Source organism: Vibrio galatheae, assembly GCF_000967545.1.
Lineage (GTDB): Bacteria > Pseudomonadota > Gammaproteobacteria > Enterobacterales > Vibrionaceae > Vibrio > Vibrio galatheae.
On record NZ_JXXV01000005.1, the window covers coordinates 71,672 to 88,292 of the forward strand.

Here is a 16,621-nt window from a genome sequence, read left to right on the forward strand (position 1 = left end):
TCAGGCCGATTCCACCACATGGGATCGGGGGCGCAAATTTTACGTCAAAATGTGACTTGTGACCAGCGAAGAGTGTGAACAAAATTTATTCATGCTAGCAATGGCCTGTTAGCTATTGCTTTGCAAGTCGCTTGAGGGAAGTTAGGGGGAGGAATTATGCGCAGAGCTATGTCCGCGCATACTTGTTAGTAAGAGCGATACAGGCCATTCTTAGATGCCCTGATATAACGCTTTATGAGTTAGGATGCGGCAGTCCGCCAAGGCATTCGTATAGGTTGGGTAGAAACGCGCTAAGTTCACCACACATCAGCGAGAAGTCAGCGTCAAAACGAGCAGCCTGATCTTCACGTGGGATATCATCGTTTTGATCTTTTAGCTCATCAGAGAATTTAAGGCGCTTGATGCTGCCATCTTCTGCCAAAATGAACTCGATTCGTTCTTGCCACCATAACGCCAGCTTAGTGACGACTTTATCCGCGTCGATGTGGCTGCGAATTTCATCCGCCGTTAACTCTTGCTTCTTACAACGGATCACGCCGCCTTCTTCAAGTACCGATTTGAGCTCAGCTTCATCAAGCATTTGCATGCCAACGGGTGTTTCGCCCGTTTTGACCCACTCAGTTAAGGTGGTTTCTACCGCTTTTTCAGGGATAGCAGGAACAACAGGTAGACTGCCCATGGTTTTACGTAGCAAAGCTAATACATCTTCCGCTTTTTTGAAGCTGCTCGCATCGACAAGAATAAAACCTTCTTTCGGCAAGATAAGAACATAGGTGTGGTTGCTGCGGCTAAAGGCTCGTGGTAGCAGATCCATCACAATGTCTTCTTTTAACGTGTCTTTTTCTTTCTTTTTCAGTGGGCGGCCTTCTTGCGCTTCGAGGGCATCAACCTTAGCACTGAGTGAATCTTTGATCACTGATGCTGGCAGCATTTTTTCTTCTTTCTTAGCGCAGATAAGGATGCGGTTTTCAGACACGTGAGTCATCATGTCGCCATGTTTACCCATAGCTGTTACCCAACCAAACTTCTGTTTGTCTTGGCTGCCGCAAGGGGTAAAACGGAACTCAGCTAATTGTTTTTCAAGCTGATCTGCATTGAACTCGATATCACGGTTAAAACGATATACCAGACAGTTTTTAAACCACATACTTTTTCTCTTACCTTTAATTTAGCTGCCAATCATAAAGACTTTTGTGTCGCTTGTCTTACTGCAAACACGCAATAGTGGGATGAAAGTTATATGAAAATTTGTTTTCAAAGGTCACAAAAGTGTCATAATTGCTAGTGATAATGCTTAGCGTTGCACAAGGGTTGAATACCCTAGATAACTAAACTTACACAAGGTTATTAGATTATGTCTAGAAGGATTCTGGTTGTTGAAGACGAAGCACCTATTCGCGAAATGCTTTGCTTTGTACTTGAACAAAAAGGTTACCAAGCGGTAGAAGCGGAAGATTACGATAGTGCGGTAACTAAACTGGCTGAACCCTTCCCAGATCTAGTATTGCTAGACTGGATGCTACCGGGTGGTAGTGGTATCAACTTTATCAAACATATGAAACGCGAAGAGCTGACACGTAACATTCCAGTGGTCATGCTCACGGCTCGTGGTGAAGAAGAAGACAAAGTGCGTGGTCTTGAAGTCGGTGCAGACGACTACATTACTAAGCCATTTTCACCAAAAGAGCTGGTTGCTCGTCTTAAAGCGGTCATTCGCCGCGTGACACCAACGGCATTAGAAGATGTGATTGATGTGCAAGGGCTCAAACTTGACCCTGTTTCCCACCGTGTTACGGCGAACGATGAAGCGCTTGATATGGGGCCGACAGAGTTCAAAATGTTGCACTTTTTTATGACCCACCAAGAGCGTGTCTACAGCAGAGAGCAGCTACTGAACAATGTGTGGGGCACCAACGTTTATGTTGAAGATCGAACTGTCGATGTTCATATCCGTCGTCTGCGTAAAGCGCTCGAAACAGCCGGTCATGATAAGCTGATTCAGACAGTACGCGGTGCAGGCTACCGATTCTCGACCAAAGCGTAGTAAATAGACCCATTCGGAGAGGTATGTGGTAGAACGGTTAACTTGGAAGAAGCTGGCCTGGGAGCTGGCTTTTTTTTACACCCCTTGGGTGATTGTCGGCTGGATTTTCGGTCAAATGCCGTGGTTGCTATTAGCGGCTACGGTTTTACAGCTGGTATGGCATCTGCACAACCAAATGCGCTTATCTGCGTGGTTGTGGGATGAAAAGCGCCTGACACCACCGTCTGGCAGTGGTAACTGGGAGTCGCTGTTTAACGGCATCTACCGCTTGCAGCAGCGCCAGCGTAAAAAGCGCAAAGAGTTAACTAATTTAATCCGTCGTTTCCGTAATGGTGCGGAATCGCTGCCCGATGCGGTGGTGGTTTTTCGTGGCGAAGGCAATATTGTCTGGTGCAACAAGCTTGCTCAGCATCTACTTGGCTTTAAATGGCCTGATGATTCAGGTCAGCCGATTTCTAACTTGATTCGCACACCTGACTTCATTAAATACCTCAACAAACAAGACTTTTCTGAGCCGCTTGAAATGCAATCACCGCTTAATGTTGAGCGTATGCTAGAGCTACGTATCGTGCCTTATACCGAAGGCGAACACCTGATGGTGGTGCGTGATGTTTCTCAGGTAAAACAACTCGAGGGCATGCGCCGTAACTTCTTCGCTAACGTTTCCCACGAACTGCGAACTCCGATGACGGTGCTGCAAGGTTATCTAGAGATGACCGAAGACCCCGATATGGTCGTCGGCCCTATGTGGACCAAAGCGCACGGCGTAATGACAGAGCAGCTCAACCGAATGAACAGTTTGGTCAATCAGCTGCTGACATTGTCGAAGATTGAAGCCGCGCCGATGCACGAACTTGAAGATGTGGTCAATGTGCCAGCCATGCTAGAAGTGCTGGAGAAAGAGGCGGCGAGTCTTAGTGGCGATCTTGCCCATAAACTCTCTTTTGATGTTGACAATAGCTTACGTGTATTGGGTGATGATGATCAGCTACGCAGCGCAATATCTAATCTGGTTTACAATGCGGTTAAATATACTCCGCCAGGCGCAGATATTCGCGTGCGTTGGTATCAATCGTCACAAGGCGCTCATCTAGAAGTGGAAGACAGTGGTGATGGTATCGAACCTCAGCACTTACACAGACTCACCGAGCGTTTCTATCGCGTGGATAAAGCGCGCTCTCGAGACACTGGAGGCAGTGGCTTAGGTTTGGCAATCGTTAAGCATGCACTTAGCCATCATGACTCCCATTTAGAAATTCAAAGTGCGGTTGGCGTTGGCAGTAAATTCTCTTTCATTCTTCCACCAAGATTGGTCGTCAGTTAATGAAATGGTCGACAGCATTACTTAGTCTCAGTGTGTCGGCTGCTACGGCTACAAGCGGTGAACTAGAGGATTACCAAAAAACGGCCGGGATTAGCGGCAGTTTAACCAGTGTTGGTTCCGATACCTTAGCTGGGATGACAACCTTGTGGGTCGAAGAGTTTCAACAGCTTTATCCGAGCGTTAATGGTCAGGTACAAGCGTCAGGATCGTCGACTGCGCCTCCAGCTTTAACAGAGCGCACTGCGCAGTTTGGCCCGATGAGCCGACCGATGCGTAATCGTGAAATTGAATCTTTTGCGAGAGAGCACGGCTATAAGCCAACAGAGTTAAGAGTTGCAATTGATGCAATTGGTGTTTTTGTTCACCGTGACAATCCGATCAAAGGGCTCAATTTCTCTCAGCTCGACAGCATATTTTCTGCCACCTTACGCTGTGGGGCAACGCGACATCTCAATACTTGGGCCGACCTTGGATTAGACTATCAATGGGCTAAACGCGGCATGCAGTTATTTGGTCGTAACTCAGTGTCAGGCACCTATGGTTATTTTAAAAAGAATGCGCTGTGTGGCGGAGACTTTAAGAGCAGCGTTAACGAACAACCGGGTTCAGCTTCTGTGGTGCAATCGGTAAGCTCAGCCATTAACACCATTGGTTACTCTGGTGTGGGGTACAAGGTCTCTGGAGTAAAACTGCTGCCAATTGCCAAATCAGGCGCTGATTACGTTGAAGCTAACCAAGCTAATATCTTGTCAGGTAAGTACCCACTATCACGTTACTTATATGTCTATGTGAACAAAGATCCAGTAAAACCGCTGAGTCCAATTGAACGTGAGTTTATTCGCTTTATCTATTCGAAACAGGGGCAGGCATTGGTTGCCAAAGATGGCTACATTCCAATTTCAGCAGAAATTGCCCAGCGTGAGTTAGCCAAAGTCGATATTTCAGCGAATGATTAGGTCAACAGATCCTAGTCTAAGCCTCTGCAGAGTTAGAGGCTTATTAGTGTTTACTGTTTGTGAATTGAAAAAACTTAGCTTTGTTATTCGGATTGAGTAAAGCTCAGCTCCCAGCCCGCGCTGCGCCAATACTCTTGCTCACTGGCGAGATCCGCATCGAGCAGTTTGTTGGATTCCAACCAATTTTCATCTTGTGATGTTAGTGTCCATTTATCGCCATCAATAGATAAGCTAAGCGATGGTAGTGGCTCATCGTTGCGTTGTCCATTAAGCAGAATTGCCAAGCGCAAGATGCGAATTAGGCTAACTATGTCCTTCTTTTTGAACAAAGCAAACTCTTCCATTTCATGCAATTTGAGCGCTTTTCGTTGAAAACGCACTAACATCGCCAGCACACGCTGTTGCTCGCGGTTAAAGCCGGGCATATAAGTGTTGCGTAAAATATAGGCAGAGTGGCGATGGAAGGCTTGTAAACTGATACTTAAGCCGACCTCATGCAGCAGGGCGCTCCATTCGAGTAAATCAAACAGTTCGGAGCTTTTTTTGATGCCTAAGTCTTTATGGACTTGATGCAGAAATTCCGTCGCATGGCCCTTGATTTTAGCGGCATGCTCTAGATCGACTAAGTGTTTATTGGCGAGGTTTTCTGTGGTGCGCATACGGATGTCAGAGCGTTTAAAGCTGTCTTCCATTTCAAACAGCAAACCTTCGCGTAGCGCGCCTTCAGAAAAGTGCATCTCAGAGACTTTCAAACTGTGCAAAATTGCAGAGAGGATAGCGACTCCGGCGGCGAAAACGGGTTTACGCTCGGCAGTGAGCCCTTCCAGTTCAATATCATCAATTGTGTCCCATTCAGACAGTACAGTGATCAGTTTGTCTAGTCGTTCGGTGGTGATGATGCCGTCTTCAAATCCCAGCCCAATCAGCACTTCTCGAATCGCCTTGATGGTGCCCGATGAACCAAAAGCGACATCCCAGCCTTTCTTCTTATAGCGATGGGCTAATGACTCCATTTTTTGTTCTGCTGCAAGCGTCGCTTTGGCAAAGTTCTTCTTCGACAGTTTGCCATTGGCGAAATAGTGGCTAGTGTAGCTGACACAGCCCATTTGCTTACTGTTGATTAAGTCTGGTTCAAAGCCACTACCGATGATCATTTCAGTACTGCCACCGCCGATGTCGACCACCAATTTCGCCCCAGATTCCGGTTGAGTATGCGCAACGCCTAAATAAATTAAACGCGCTTCTTCAATGCCGGGAATGATTTCTATCGGGAACGGCAGTACGTCACGGGCGCGTTGCAAAAAAATGTGGGAATTATTGGCTTGGCGCAGGGTGTGAGTTGCAGCAATGCGAACATTTTCTTCAGCAAAACCTTGCAGACGTTCAGCGAACATCGTTAAGCATTCTAGGCCGCGTTCAATCGATGCATTATCAAGGTTTTTTTGTCCATCAAGCCCAGCAGCGAGGCGAACACGCTGTTTATGGCGGCTGACCAGTTGCAAATCCTGATCAACGACTCGTGCCACCACCATATGGAAGCTGTTTGAGCCTAAATCGATGGCGGCAACGTCACGAATGTCCTGTGTTTGAGTCATTTAACTGCTCTTGCTCTTTACGTTTTTGAATCTTAGTTTGTTTTTCTATATTTTTAAGATAGTCGTAAATGGCAATTTGCGAGCGAACTTTCTTACGATTGCCACGCGCGACGTAACTATTGCTCATTTCCTTATCGATCCATCTCGCCTTTACTGTATCGGTAAAGTGGATGTCAATGATATCAATAATGCGTTGTTTAAGACGTTCGTCACGTACTGGGGCAGCGACTTCAATTCGATAGTCGATGTTTCGCGTCATCCAGTCAGCCGATGAAATGTAGACTTGCGGGTCACCATCATTGTGTGCGATCACGACTCTTGGGTGTTCGAGAAAGCGGTCGACGATACTGATGATCTTAATGTTGTCGCTGACCCCTTCAATTCCCGGAACCAGAGAGCACATTCCGCGAATAATCATCCTTATTTCCACTCCAGATGCACTCGCACCATAGAGTTTATTGACAATGCCTTTATCGACCAGGTTATTGACCTTGATGGTTAGCGAAGCTTTCTTGCCGATTTTGGCGTTGGCAATTTCGTTGTCGATCAAACGGTAGATTTGCTTACGTGAGTTACGCGGCGAAACAAACAAATGGTTGAAGCGCACAGGGCGATATGGGTTTTCAATGTAGCCGAAGACCTTACGTACTTCTGTGGTGATCTCTGGATCGGCAGTCAGCAGAGAGAAATCAGTATAGATACGTGCGGTCTTTTCGTGGAAGTTGCCAGTACCAATATGTGCATAGCGGACAATTTCTTCACCTTCTCGGCGACTGATCAGCAGCAGTTTAGAGTGAATTTTTAAACCCGGCACACCAAAAATAACTTGAACACCTGCTTCGGTAAGCACGCGCGACCACTCGATATTGGCTTCTTCATCAAAGCGCGCTTGCAACTCGACGACCACAGTGACGTTTTTACCGTTGTGCACCGCGTCAATTAGCGAGTTCATTAAGCGTGAATCTTTCGCAACACGATAGATATTAATCTTGATGCTCAACACTTTAGGGTCAAATGAAGCCTGTCGAACCAGCTCACTGATATGCTCAAAGGTGTGATATGGGTAGTAGAGCAAAATATCTTGCGCTTTGATTGCATCAAATTTGTTGGCGTAACCATCAAAATCGGCACATTGCATTGGCGGCAGTGGCTTGTTTTCTAGGTAGTCACGACCGACATTAGGGAAAGCGATAAAGTCTTTGAAGTTGTGGTAGCGTCCGCCGGGAATCAAGCTATCGTAGTTAGAAATCTTTAATTTGTCGCATAAGAAATCCAGCATCTCATGTGGCATATCCCGTTGATAAACAAAGCGCACCGGCATGGCGGTCAAACGTTGGCTTACCCCTTCCGACATCTGCTCTAATAAGCTGTGTTCGACTTCGTGGCTTAAATCGTATTCCGCGTCACGCGTCATTTTCATCGCATAACCGTTCAGCTCTTGGTAATCGAAGAAGCCGCTGAACAGATCATCAAGGCAATATCGAATGATGTTATCAAGCAAGATAATGGTTTTACGTCGCTTGCCTTTTTGCTCAGGAACCATCACAAATCGTGGCAGGTGATCGGTTGGGATCTCAATCAGGGCATATTGGTTGCTTTGCTCGGTTTTGAGTTCGACCACTATGTAGGCGTATTCGTCTTTTAAAAATTGCAGTACATCGATATCGTCGCGCATCATTAATGGGGTTATATGAGGCAGAACTTCCTTAAGGAAATACTTTTTTACCCATTTTTCTTGCGTTTCACTGAGCTGAGTTTCGTTGACCAGAAAGATACGTCGTCTTGCCATATCACGAATTAATTCCGCGTATAACTCATCAAATCGCTCATTCAGTTTCAACGCCTTGCCCTGCATCTTGGACAACAAGTGCTTGGAGTTATCGTTACCGCCACGTTCTTGGTTGATCAGGATACGCCGTTTGACATCGGCAAAGCGGACTTTATAAAACTCATCTAAGTTATTGGAAAATATACCAAGAAATCGAATTCGCTCAATCAGAGGAACACTTTTATCTGCCGCTTCTTGTAAGACGCGCTCATTGAAAGAGAGCCAGCTCAATTCTTTTTCAATATACAGTTTTTCTGCGCTCATAAATCTTACCTTATAACCTGTCTGACGATGTTGAGTACTGTTAAATTACTCAGATGGATAGCAACTTAAGGTGTTTGTATGACAGTTTTATTGCATTTTTTTATTGCATTGTTTTCAGTTGTTTATTGCGATCTGTAATATAATTGTCACCTAATAGAAATATTATAGCCTCGGACAAAAATAGGTAAGAAAAACTCATGGCCAAAGCGGAATTCTCATTACGAGAGCGTGATCATAAGCGACTAATCAAAGATCGATTGGTTCGCTTCGCCGTTTCCGTCGGTGGCGTGAGCGTGTTAGCCGCTTTGGTTCTTATCTTTGTCTATCTTGCTATGATGGTTTTACCCCTATTTAGTGACGCTAAAATAACACCTGATGTTCGCTCTGTGCCGGTTGTGACACATCAGCCGATTGCACTTGGCGTGGATGACGCAGGAGAAAGCGCGTTTGTGCTCTCTTCGCAAGGAAAGCTCAGCTTTTGGTCACTGTTAGAACCAAGTGGCAAGCCCTTACTGTCGCGGCAAATTGGTCAGACGGATGATTTATTCGCCCAATCTTTAGCGGCTTTTGGCTGGTACGGTTTTGCTAACTCACATGGTGAAGTGACATTATTCAAGCCCAATCTTGAATCGGAACTGAAGCAGGGCAAAAGAGTCCTTACCCCGAGTGTCGCAGAGTTATCAACGCCGTTTGATCTACACGCTGAGCAACATGCTTTGCGCCAATTTGCCTTCGCTAACCCGCAAGATCTGACTCTAGTGGGTTGGTATGATGACCATTATGTACGAGTGCGTTGGCAAGGGGAAAGCGGGGTTAGCCACTATCGTTTCTCTGAGCCTTTGCCGAGCTTAGATCAACTTATTTTAACCCCCGACGGTAATACCTTGTATATGAGAACGGGGTCTGAGCTGATAGTAGCGTTAAAACGTGGCGCTAAATTTGAAGTACGAGAAATTGTCGACTTGAGTCAAGGCCGCCCTGAACATGCGATTACCCATATCAATCTGCTGCCGGGCGCTTACTCGCTTCTTGTCACTCATCAAGATGGTTTAGTGTCTCAGTGGTTTGATGTGCTATCCAATGGTGAGCGACATTTAACTCACATTCGTCAATTTAAACTCGCGTCGCAATTGGAGTTCTTGCTTGCTGATACCTATCGCAAGGGATTCTATAGTTTTTATACCAACGGCACGGTGCAAAGCCACTACACCACCAGTCAAAAGTTGGTGATGTTTGAGAGAGCGTATACTAAAGCTCCCAAGCTGGTGGCGATGTCGAACAATGAGTCGTATTTGTTGGCGGTAAACGATGATGCGCTTACGCTTGCCTCGATTGATAATCCCTATCCAGAGATCTCGCTCTCTTCGTTGTGGCAAAAAGTCTGGTACGAGGGTTACCCAGAGCCGCAATATGTGTGGCAAACCACCTCCGCTAGTGACGAGTTTGAAGCGAAATTCAGTATCGTACCGATTGCATTTGGCACCTTAAAAGCCGCCGCCTTTGCAATGCTGTTTGCGATACCCATTGCGGTTTTTGGTGCAATCTACACCGCCTATTTTATGACACCTAAGATGCGTCGAGTCGTGAAGCCATCGATTGAACTGATGGAAGCCTTACCGACCGTTATTATAGGTTTTCTAGCTGGACTTTGGTTCGCGCCGATTGTTGAGAGTCACCTCGCTGCTGTTGTTACTTTAATGCTGTTTTTGCCGCTATCCATGATCGTTGTTGGGTTAGTCTGGTATTTGCTGCCTAAAACTTGGACTGGGCGATTTGCCAGTGGTTGGCATGCACTGATCTTGATGCCAGCAGTCGTAGTGATTAGTGTGGTGATCTTGTCTAACAGTAGCAACTTAGAAGCGTTACTGTTTGCTGGCGATGTCAGAGTTTACCTCGCGCAAAATGGAATAGACTTCGACCAGCGTAATGCGTTGGTGGTTGGCTTTGCTATGGGATTTGCGGTGATTCCGACCATTTTTACCATTGCAGAAGATGCGATTTTCTCGGTGCCAAAACATTTGTCTGATGGATCATTGGCATTAGGGGCAACGCCTTGGCAAACATTAGTTCATGTGGTGTTACTCACTGCCAGTCCTGGGATATTTTCCGCTATCATGATGGGGCTTGGTCGCGCGGTGGGTGAAACCATGATAGTGCTCATGGCAACGGGCAATACACCGATTCTGGACTGGAACATCCTTGAAGGGATGCGCACCTTGTCGGCCACTATCGCGGTTGAAATGCCAGAGTCCGCAGTGGGCAGTTCTCACTATCGAATTTTATTTTTAGCAGCCTTACTGCTGTTAGTCTTTACCTTTGCGGTTAACTCACTCGCCGAATGGGTACGTCAACGCTTGCGTGAAAAGTACCGTTCGCTGTAACAGTTTATGATTAGGAAACGTTCTACGTGTTTAAGTGGTTAAAGTCAGGTTCACCTTGGATATGGTTAACAGGTGGTGCGGTGAGCGTCAGCCTGTTATCTGTATTGGGGCTTTTACTGCTTATAGGTTGGAAAGGGCTTTCTTATTTTTGGCCGGCTCCCTTATATCAATGGCAAACGCAGCAAGGCGATATTTTGGTTGGGCAAATATACTCACAAGAGTATGTGCCGATTAATCACTTACGCGAAATGGACATCGATTTGCCGCAAGACGTAATAGAAAAAGGTCTGGTTAATCGTATCAGTATCAAAGTCGCCAACCGCGATTTGTACTCAGCCGACTTTGTTTCTCTGCTCGAAGTGGATCTTAATCCGCCGACACAACCGGAAGATTGGGCCGTGATTGAACGGGCTCGTGGTGGTGATTTTTATGGTCAGCCGATTGGCTATCTTCATCCAGACGGTCGCGTGAGTGACGACAATATTGTCGCCGATTACAGGGCAGGAATTGCTTTTGCTGACGTAGTGCGAGATGAAATAGAAAACTTAATTGAACGTGATGTCAGAGTGATCAATGCACAGGCAGAGCGACTTAGGTTAGTAAAGAGAAAAAGGTCACTCAATGGTACTTTAAACGATGAGTTTATTACATTTTATCAACAGAAGAGCGACCAATACGCTCAGGCTTTAGCAGCGGCTGAAGCTGAATTGGATAACTTGCGTAGCCAACTAGTGAACCAAGGTTTGCTGGTGAAGGAGATGACGGGCAAGACAGTCACCATTCCTCTTAGCGATATTCTCGATTTATGGTATCCGAATCAGCTCAATCTTGGCCAAAAACTTACTCGATGGGCCCAGCAAGCGTGGAAGTTTTTATCTGATGATCCGCGTGAATCGAACTCTGAAGGTGGCGTCTTCCCGGCGATGTTTGGCACTGTTTTATTGGTGTTAATTATGTCTGTGATTGTGATGCCGCTGGGTGTTATCGCGGCGATTTATCTTCATGAGTATGCGAAAAACAATGCCTTTACTCGCTTGATTCGTGTCGCGGTGATCAACTTGGCTGGTGTACCGTCTATCGTCTATGGTGTGTTTGGACTGGGCTTTTTTGTCTATACCTTAGGTGGCTCGATTGACGCCTTATTTTATGAAGAGCGGCTACCTACGCCGACATTTGGTACGCCGGGTTTGTTATGGTCAGCATTGACCTTAGCGGTATTAACCCTGCCAGTGGTGATTGTCGCCACAGAGGAAGGTCTAACACGCATCCCAAGTTCAGTACGGCATGGTTCACTCGCATTAGGTGCAACACAATTTGAGACCATGTGGCGTATTGTATTGCCAATGGCAAGCCCTGCAATTATTACCGGCTTGATCCTCGCCGTTGCACGAGCTGCGGGTGAGGTAGCTCCGCTAATGTTGGTGGGTGCGGTCAAGTTAGCCTCAAGCTTGCCCGTGGACAGTCAATTCCCGTTTTTGCATTTAGAGCGTAAGTTTATGCATTTAGGCTTCCATATCTATGACGTTGGGTTCCAGACCACTAATATTGAAAGTGCACGGCCGTTAGTTTACGCCACGTCATTTTTGCTCGTGACCGTGATTGTGGGCTTGAATTTAACTGCCATCAGTATTCGTAACAACTTACGCGAGAAATACCGAACGCTAGGACAAGATTAACCATGTTTTCAGTTAACCAAACACTCGGCTATCAGGCCCCTTTAGACGTAAACAACCTCAGCGATCAGCAAACTGCGATTGCCATCGAGGGGTTGAACTTGTACTACCAAAACACTCAAGCCTTAAGCGATATTTCGATGCGCATTCCGAAAGGGCAGGTGACTGCATTTATCGGCCCGTCGGGTTGTGGTAAATCAACGCTGCTACGCTGCATCAATCGCATGAACGATCTCGTCGATGGCTGCCGTGTTGAAGGCAAGGTTAAGCTGCATGGCAAAAATGTTTACCATCCTAAAGTGGATGTCGCGACTCTGCGCCGTCGTGTCGGTATGGTGTTTCAACGGCCGAATCCATTTCCAAAATCAATTTACGAAAATGTCGTTTACGGTCTACGTTTACAGGGAATCAAAAACAGCCGTGCCTTAGATGATGCGGTTGAACGTTCATTACGTGCGTCTGCATTGTGGGACGAAGTGAAAAACCGTTTGCACGAGAATGCGTTTGGTTTGTCTGGTGGTCAACAGCAGCGTTTGGTGATTGCCCGTGCGATTGCGATTGAGCCAGAAGTATTACTGCTTGATGAGCCAACTTCAGCGCTTGATCCTATTTCCACCTTAACCATCGAAGAGCTGATCAACGATCTGAAAACCAAATATACGGTTGTTATTGTTACACACAACATGCAACAGGCGGCGCGAGTGAGTGATCACACTGCTTTTATCCATATGGGTAAGTTGATCGAGTACTCAGATACGGACTCTATATTTACTTCGCCGTTGAAAAAGCAAACTGAAGACTATATTACAGGTAGATACGGTTAAATTTGTTGTTAGAACCATTAACGGTTCTATGCTTTTGCTATTACTCAGAAAAAGAGAGTCACTTCCTTCATGAATTTTGGACGCCATATTTCAGGTCAGTTTAATGTCGAACTCGAGTCGATCCGAACCCATGTATTAACTATGGGCGGTTTGGTCGAGCAGCAGTTATCGTTTGCTATGCAAGCACTGCACAAAGAAGATATTGAACTGGCAAGAAAAGTGGTGCGTGATGATCACAAGGTCAACGCGATGGAAGTCTCGATTGATGAGGCTTGTACGCGCATCATTGCTAAACGCCAGCCGACGGCTAAAGATTTACGCCTGATCATGGCGATTATCAAAACCATTACAGACTTAGAGCGCATCGGTGATGTCGCGACTAAGATAGCCTACGTTGCGATTGAAAGCCCATCATCTAAAGAGCGTCAGTTCCAAGTTTCGTTAGAGCCACTGTGTCGTCAGGCGATCAGCATGTTGCACCAAGTGCTGGATGCGTTTGCGCGTATGGATGTGGATGCGGCGGCTGAAGTGTACAAGTTGGATGACAAAATCGACGCTGAGTATGAGGCGGTTATTCGTCAGTTGATGACCTATATGATGGAAGATCCCAAAAATATCCCCAATATTTTGCAAGTAATGTGGTCGGCACGTGCCATCGAGCGAGTGGGTGACCGCTGCCAAAACATTTGTGAGTACATTATCTACTTCGTCAAAGGTAAAGATGTTCGCCACTTGGGCGAACAAAGTATCGATGATGCACTGCGTTAATCGTTAACTCACGCTAGTATTTTTGTGGAACAAATGTCTGCTCTTCGAGTGGTGCGCGAATATAGCCTTCTTTGTTGAGTTCCGGTAGCTCGATCTCCGGATAGCTAATTTCTTGATACTCAATTTGTTCCAATAAGTGGCTAATACAGTCAAGACGCGCGCGCTTTTTATCATCGGATGGCACTACCCACCATGGGCACTGCTTGGTATCTGTATAGGCAAACATCTTGTCTTTCGCTTCCGAGTACTCTGCCCAACGATTGCGAGATTCTAAGTCCATCGGGCTGAATTTCCAGCGTTTGATCGGCGTACTGATGCGGCCTAAAAAGCGCTTCTCCTGCTCTTCATCTGAGACAGAAAACCAATACTTGATTAACACAATGCCTGAGCGCTGCAACATACGTTCGAACTCAGGACAAGAGCGCAAAAACTCTTCGTACTGTTCGTCGCTGCAAAATCCCATCACTTTTTCCACGCCAGCGCGATTGTACCAACTGCGGTCAAAAAGCACCATCTCACCTGCAGAAGGAAGATGCGCTACATAGCGTTGAAAATACCACTGAGTTTTCTCTTTTTCAGTGGGAGCGGGAAGAGCAGTAACACGGCAAACCCTAGGGTTGAGTTTCTCTGTGATCCGCTTAATGACGCCACCTTTCCCCGCGGCGTCACGCCCTTCAAAGATCACGACTACTTTCAGTCCTTCGTTCTTGACCCATTCTTGCAGTTTGACCAGTTCGACTTGCAGTCGCTCTAGTTCGCTTTCGTAGAACTTTTTATCCAGTTTTTTGCTGCCCATAATGCTCTCCTTCGTTATCAAAAGGTTAGCATCAGTGCGTACTCAATGAGAGTATTGTGGCTAAGAACTGAGAGCCTTTACGACATTTTCAATGGCGTTGCGGCTTGTGAGTGGAATGGTGAAATCATCAATGTTGTGATTGCCCATTTTTGCTTCGTCACTGATGGTCATCATCTGACTAGGTCGAGCGGTTTTACCTGACAAATGAACTTCTCTCACGCCTGTGTGGGTGACAATGTCGGCGACGTTTTCAGCGCTCAGCCCAGCACCAGCCATGATTGAGATTCGGCCACCGGCGGCGGTGACCATTTGTTTAAGGCGCTCTTTACCCAATTCAACGTTTGCGGCTAATCCTGAGGTTAGAATACGTTCACATCCTAATGAGATTATGGCTTCAATCGCTTGTTGCCAGTCACTGCTTTGATCGATAGCTCGATGGAAGGTCATGCCCAAACCATACAGTTTTGCTCGCTCAGCCAATTGCTCTGCGAGTTTGATATCTATGTTGCCATCTGCTTTAAGGACGCCGAATACAATACCTTGCAACCCAGCTTCAGCAGCGGCTTCAATGTCGAGTAACATTGCGTCGATGTCGTCTTGTTCATAGAGAAAATCGCCTTGGCGTGGCCTTATCATCGCGTAAAGCGGAATCGGTGACAGCTGGGCAGCTTTCTTCATAAAACCAAAACTTGGCGTTAAGCCTCCAAGCGCTAATGAAGAACAAAGTTCAATACGAGTCGCTCCGCCAGCAACCGCATTATGCAGTGATTCCAAATTGTCGATGCAGACTTCTACGTGATATTTCATGGCAGATCCTAGTAATCAGATTGCTGTTATTTTAGCAGCCGAGCGGTGAGATATAAGGGTAAAGATCGAAGATTTGCTTTCCTCAAAATGAACTGTAAAAACAAAAAACCTCAGCACTTGGCTGAGGTTTTAAAATCGAGTTACGCGATATTAAGCCGCGTCGTCTTGAGCTTGCTCTGCATCTTCCACCGCTTCAACTTTCTTTGTTTTCTTCGGTGTCGGTTTGCGTTTTGCGCCTAGTGCGTAAAGCACTTCTTCTTTATTTTGTGCTAGGAACATAGCCAAGTCTTCTTGCTTGCCTTCGTCTTCTAGCAATTCACTTTTACCTAGTAGCTCAAAAAGCTCATCAGCCATATCAAGCATTTTGTCATATGCGTCAGCTTCCGCTTTAGAGGCAAAAGTCATTTTCTCTTCTCCGTTGCGTTCTACCACGTACTTGACGATTACAGCCATGGTTGGTCCTCTAACTCAAATTATCAAATGTATTCACTGTCTGTTTATACAGTTTTTAAGTGGTAAAGTCTAGGTAACCTAGGTGATCATGAGGTTGAGATCAGCAAAAGCTTGCTAGTGAGCTTTCGTTATTGAGAAGTTAGTGGAATACAGAACTGCAAAAGGTGCTCAGTCGCAATCTTGGCCACACTTTCTAGCATTTCTGGTGGAGGGTTATCTATGGAGTGAATTTGTAACCCGTCTAGTATGCTAACGGCATAGTGAGTCATGACTTGAGTGTCGGCGTTTTTGATAAGCTGGCCATCATTGGCAGCTTTTGTAAAACGATTTTGTATGAGCTGGATGAATTCAGAGCGCATTTTTAAAGCAGATGTTTTGACCACACTAGAATCATCACTGCAAGCCAGAGAGCTTTGGATCATCAAGCAACCTTTGTTTTTCTCGTTGCTGCATTTTGCTTCCGCAGTACGGGAAAAAATTGCCTCAATCACATCGCGAATTTGAGGCTGGCCCAATGCACTAAGGAATGGCGCTCCTTCACGATTCTTATACATCTCTACCGCCTGAAAATAGAGTTGTTCTTTATTGCCAAACGTTGCGTACATACTTGGTTTGTTGATGCCCATTGCTTGGGTGAGATCTTTTAGTGATGCGCCATCGTAACCTTGTGTCCAAAAGACATCCAAAGCTCTCTCAAGAGCGACTTCTCTATCAAAGCTTTTTGGGCGACCACAGGTTAAACGAACCATAACTTTATTCAACAACTTCTCAAATATGACACTCAAATGGTAATTCGCAGGCCGTGTGTTGTCCATATCGTAAATGTATTCATTTGGTGAATTTAACTTGATCAATGTCAAAACTTGGTATTATTATACCGATCGGTACAAAATAATGTAAGGATAGCG

14 protein-coding genes are annotated in these 16,621 nt (G+C 45.9%); 7 read left to right on the plus strand and 7 right to left on the minus strand.

The genetic code is table 11. From position 1 onward, the window contains the following. Positions 1-232 precede the first annotated feature (232 nt). Entirely contained in the window at positions 233-1,147 is a 915-nt protein-coding gene (gene rdgC, locus TW81_RS01640; protein WP_045953982.1) for a recombination-associated protein RdgC, read from the minus strand. A 207-nt stretch (positions 1,148-1,354) separates the two neighbouring features. Between rdgC and phoB the strand changes: the two genes are divergently transcribed. Genes phoB through TW81_RS01655 form a run of 3 tightly spaced genes read left to right on the plus strand, consistent with a single transcriptional unit; the run spans position 1,355 to position 4,324 of the window. Then, on the plus strand, positions 1,355-2,044 hold the full coding sequence (gene phoB / locus TW81_RS01645; RefSeq protein ID WP_045953983.1) for a phosphate regulon transcriptional regulator PhoB: 690 nt from the start codon (positions 1,355-1,357) through the stop codon (positions 2,042-2,044). 25 nt (positions 2,045-2,069) lie between these two features. Beyond that, positions 2,070-3,368 carry a phosphate regulon sensor histidine kinase PhoR gene (gene phoR / locus TW81_RS01650; RefSeq protein WP_045953984.1) on the plus strand — a complete coding sequence of 433 codons (1,299 nt, stop codon included), beginning with the start codon at positions 2,070-2,072 and terminating at the stop codon, positions 3,366-3,368. Next, a complete protein-coding gene (locus TW81_RS01655) occupies positions 3,368-4,324 on the plus strand; it encodes a PstS family phosphate ABC transporter substrate-binding protein (RefSeq protein WP_045953985.1) in 957 nt (318 codons plus the stop codon). The genes phoR and TW81_RS01655 overlap by 1 nt, the downstream gene beginning before the upstream one ends. 83 nt (positions 4,325-4,407) lie before the next feature. On the opposite strand, the gene ppx is transcribed toward TW81_RS01655, so the two are convergent. Together ppx and ppk1 are read right to left on the minus strand one after the other, a co-directional pair. Beyond that, positions 4,408-5,919 (minus strand): exopolyphosphatase, encoded by a 1,512-nt coding sequence (ppx, locus tag TW81_RS01660; RefSeq protein WP_045953986.1) that lies wholly within the window; start codon positions 5,917-5,919, stop codon positions 4,408-4,410. Then, the gene (gene ppk1 / locus TW81_RS01665; protein WP_045953987.1) at positions 5,894-8,011 is read right to left on the minus strand and encodes a polyphosphate kinase 1; all 2,118 of its coding nucleotides are present in this window, start codon (positions 8,009-8,011) and stop codon (positions 5,894-5,896) included. Before ppk1 ends, ppx begins: the two co-directional genes overlap by 26 nt. Before the next feature lie 197 nt (positions 8,012-8,208). Between ppk1 and TW81_RS01670 the strand changes: the two genes are divergently transcribed. The 4 genes from TW81_RS01670 to phoU all read left to right on the plus strand — a co-directional run bounded on the left by TW81_RS01670 (position 8,209) and on the right by phoU (position 13,657). Then, positions 8,209-10,392: an ABC transporter permease subunit gene (locus tag TW81_RS01670; RefSeq protein WP_045953988.1), complete on the plus strand. Its 2,184-nt coding sequence runs from the start codon at positions 8,209-8,211 to the stop codon at positions 10,390-10,392. A gap of 26 nt (positions 10,393-10,418) precedes the next feature. Next, positions 10,419-12,068, plus strand: a complete 1,650-nt coding sequence (gene pstA / locus TW81_RS01675) for a phosphate ABC transporter permease PstA (RefSeq protein WP_045953989.1) — start codon at positions 10,419-10,421, stop codon at positions 12,066-12,068. Positions 12,069-12,070: 2 nt separating this feature from the next. Next, complete coding sequence (gene pstB / locus TW81_RS01680) at positions 12,071-12,889, plus strand: phosphate ABC transporter ATP-binding protein PstB (RefSeq protein ID WP_045953990.1); 819 nt, start codon at positions 12,071-12,073, stop codon at positions 12,887-12,889. 69 nt (positions 12,890-12,958) lie between these two features. Next, positions 12,959-13,657 carry a phosphate signaling complex protein PhoU gene (phoU, locus tag TW81_RS01685; protein ID WP_045953991.1) on the plus strand — a complete coding sequence of 233 codons (699 nt, stop codon included), beginning with the start codon at positions 12,959-12,961 and terminating at the stop codon, positions 13,655-13,657. Positions 13,658-13,670: 13 nt separating this feature from the next. Here phoU and ppk2 read toward each other — a convergent pair whose 3' ends face one another. The 4 genes from ppk2 to TW81_RS01705 all read right to left on the minus strand — a co-directional run bounded on the left by ppk2 (position 13,671) and on the right by TW81_RS01705 (position 16,462). After that, the gene (gene ppk2 / locus TW81_RS01690) at positions 13,671-14,453 is read right to left on the minus strand and encodes a polyphosphate kinase 2 (RefSeq protein ID WP_045953992.1); all 783 of its coding nucleotides are present in this window, start codon (positions 14,451-14,453) and stop codon (positions 13,671-13,673) included. A gap of 60 nt (positions 14,454-14,513) precedes the next feature. After that, positions 14,514-15,260, minus strand: a complete 747-nt coding sequence (locus TW81_RS01695; RefSeq protein WP_045953993.1) for a copper homeostasis protein CutC — start codon at positions 15,258-15,260, stop codon at positions 14,514-14,516. 150 nt (positions 15,261-15,410) lie between these two features. Next, positions 15,411-15,713 (minus strand): YebG family protein, encoded by a 303-nt coding sequence (locus tag TW81_RS01700; RefSeq protein ID WP_045953994.1) that lies wholly within the window; start codon positions 15,711-15,713, stop codon positions 15,411-15,413. A gap of 128 nt (positions 15,714-15,841) precedes the next feature. Then, entirely contained in the window at positions 15,842-16,462 is a 621-nt protein-coding gene (locus tag TW81_RS01705) for a TetR/AcrR family transcriptional regulator (RefSeq protein WP_045954047.1), read from the minus strand. Between the last annotated feature and the right edge of the window lie 159 nt (positions 16,463-16,621).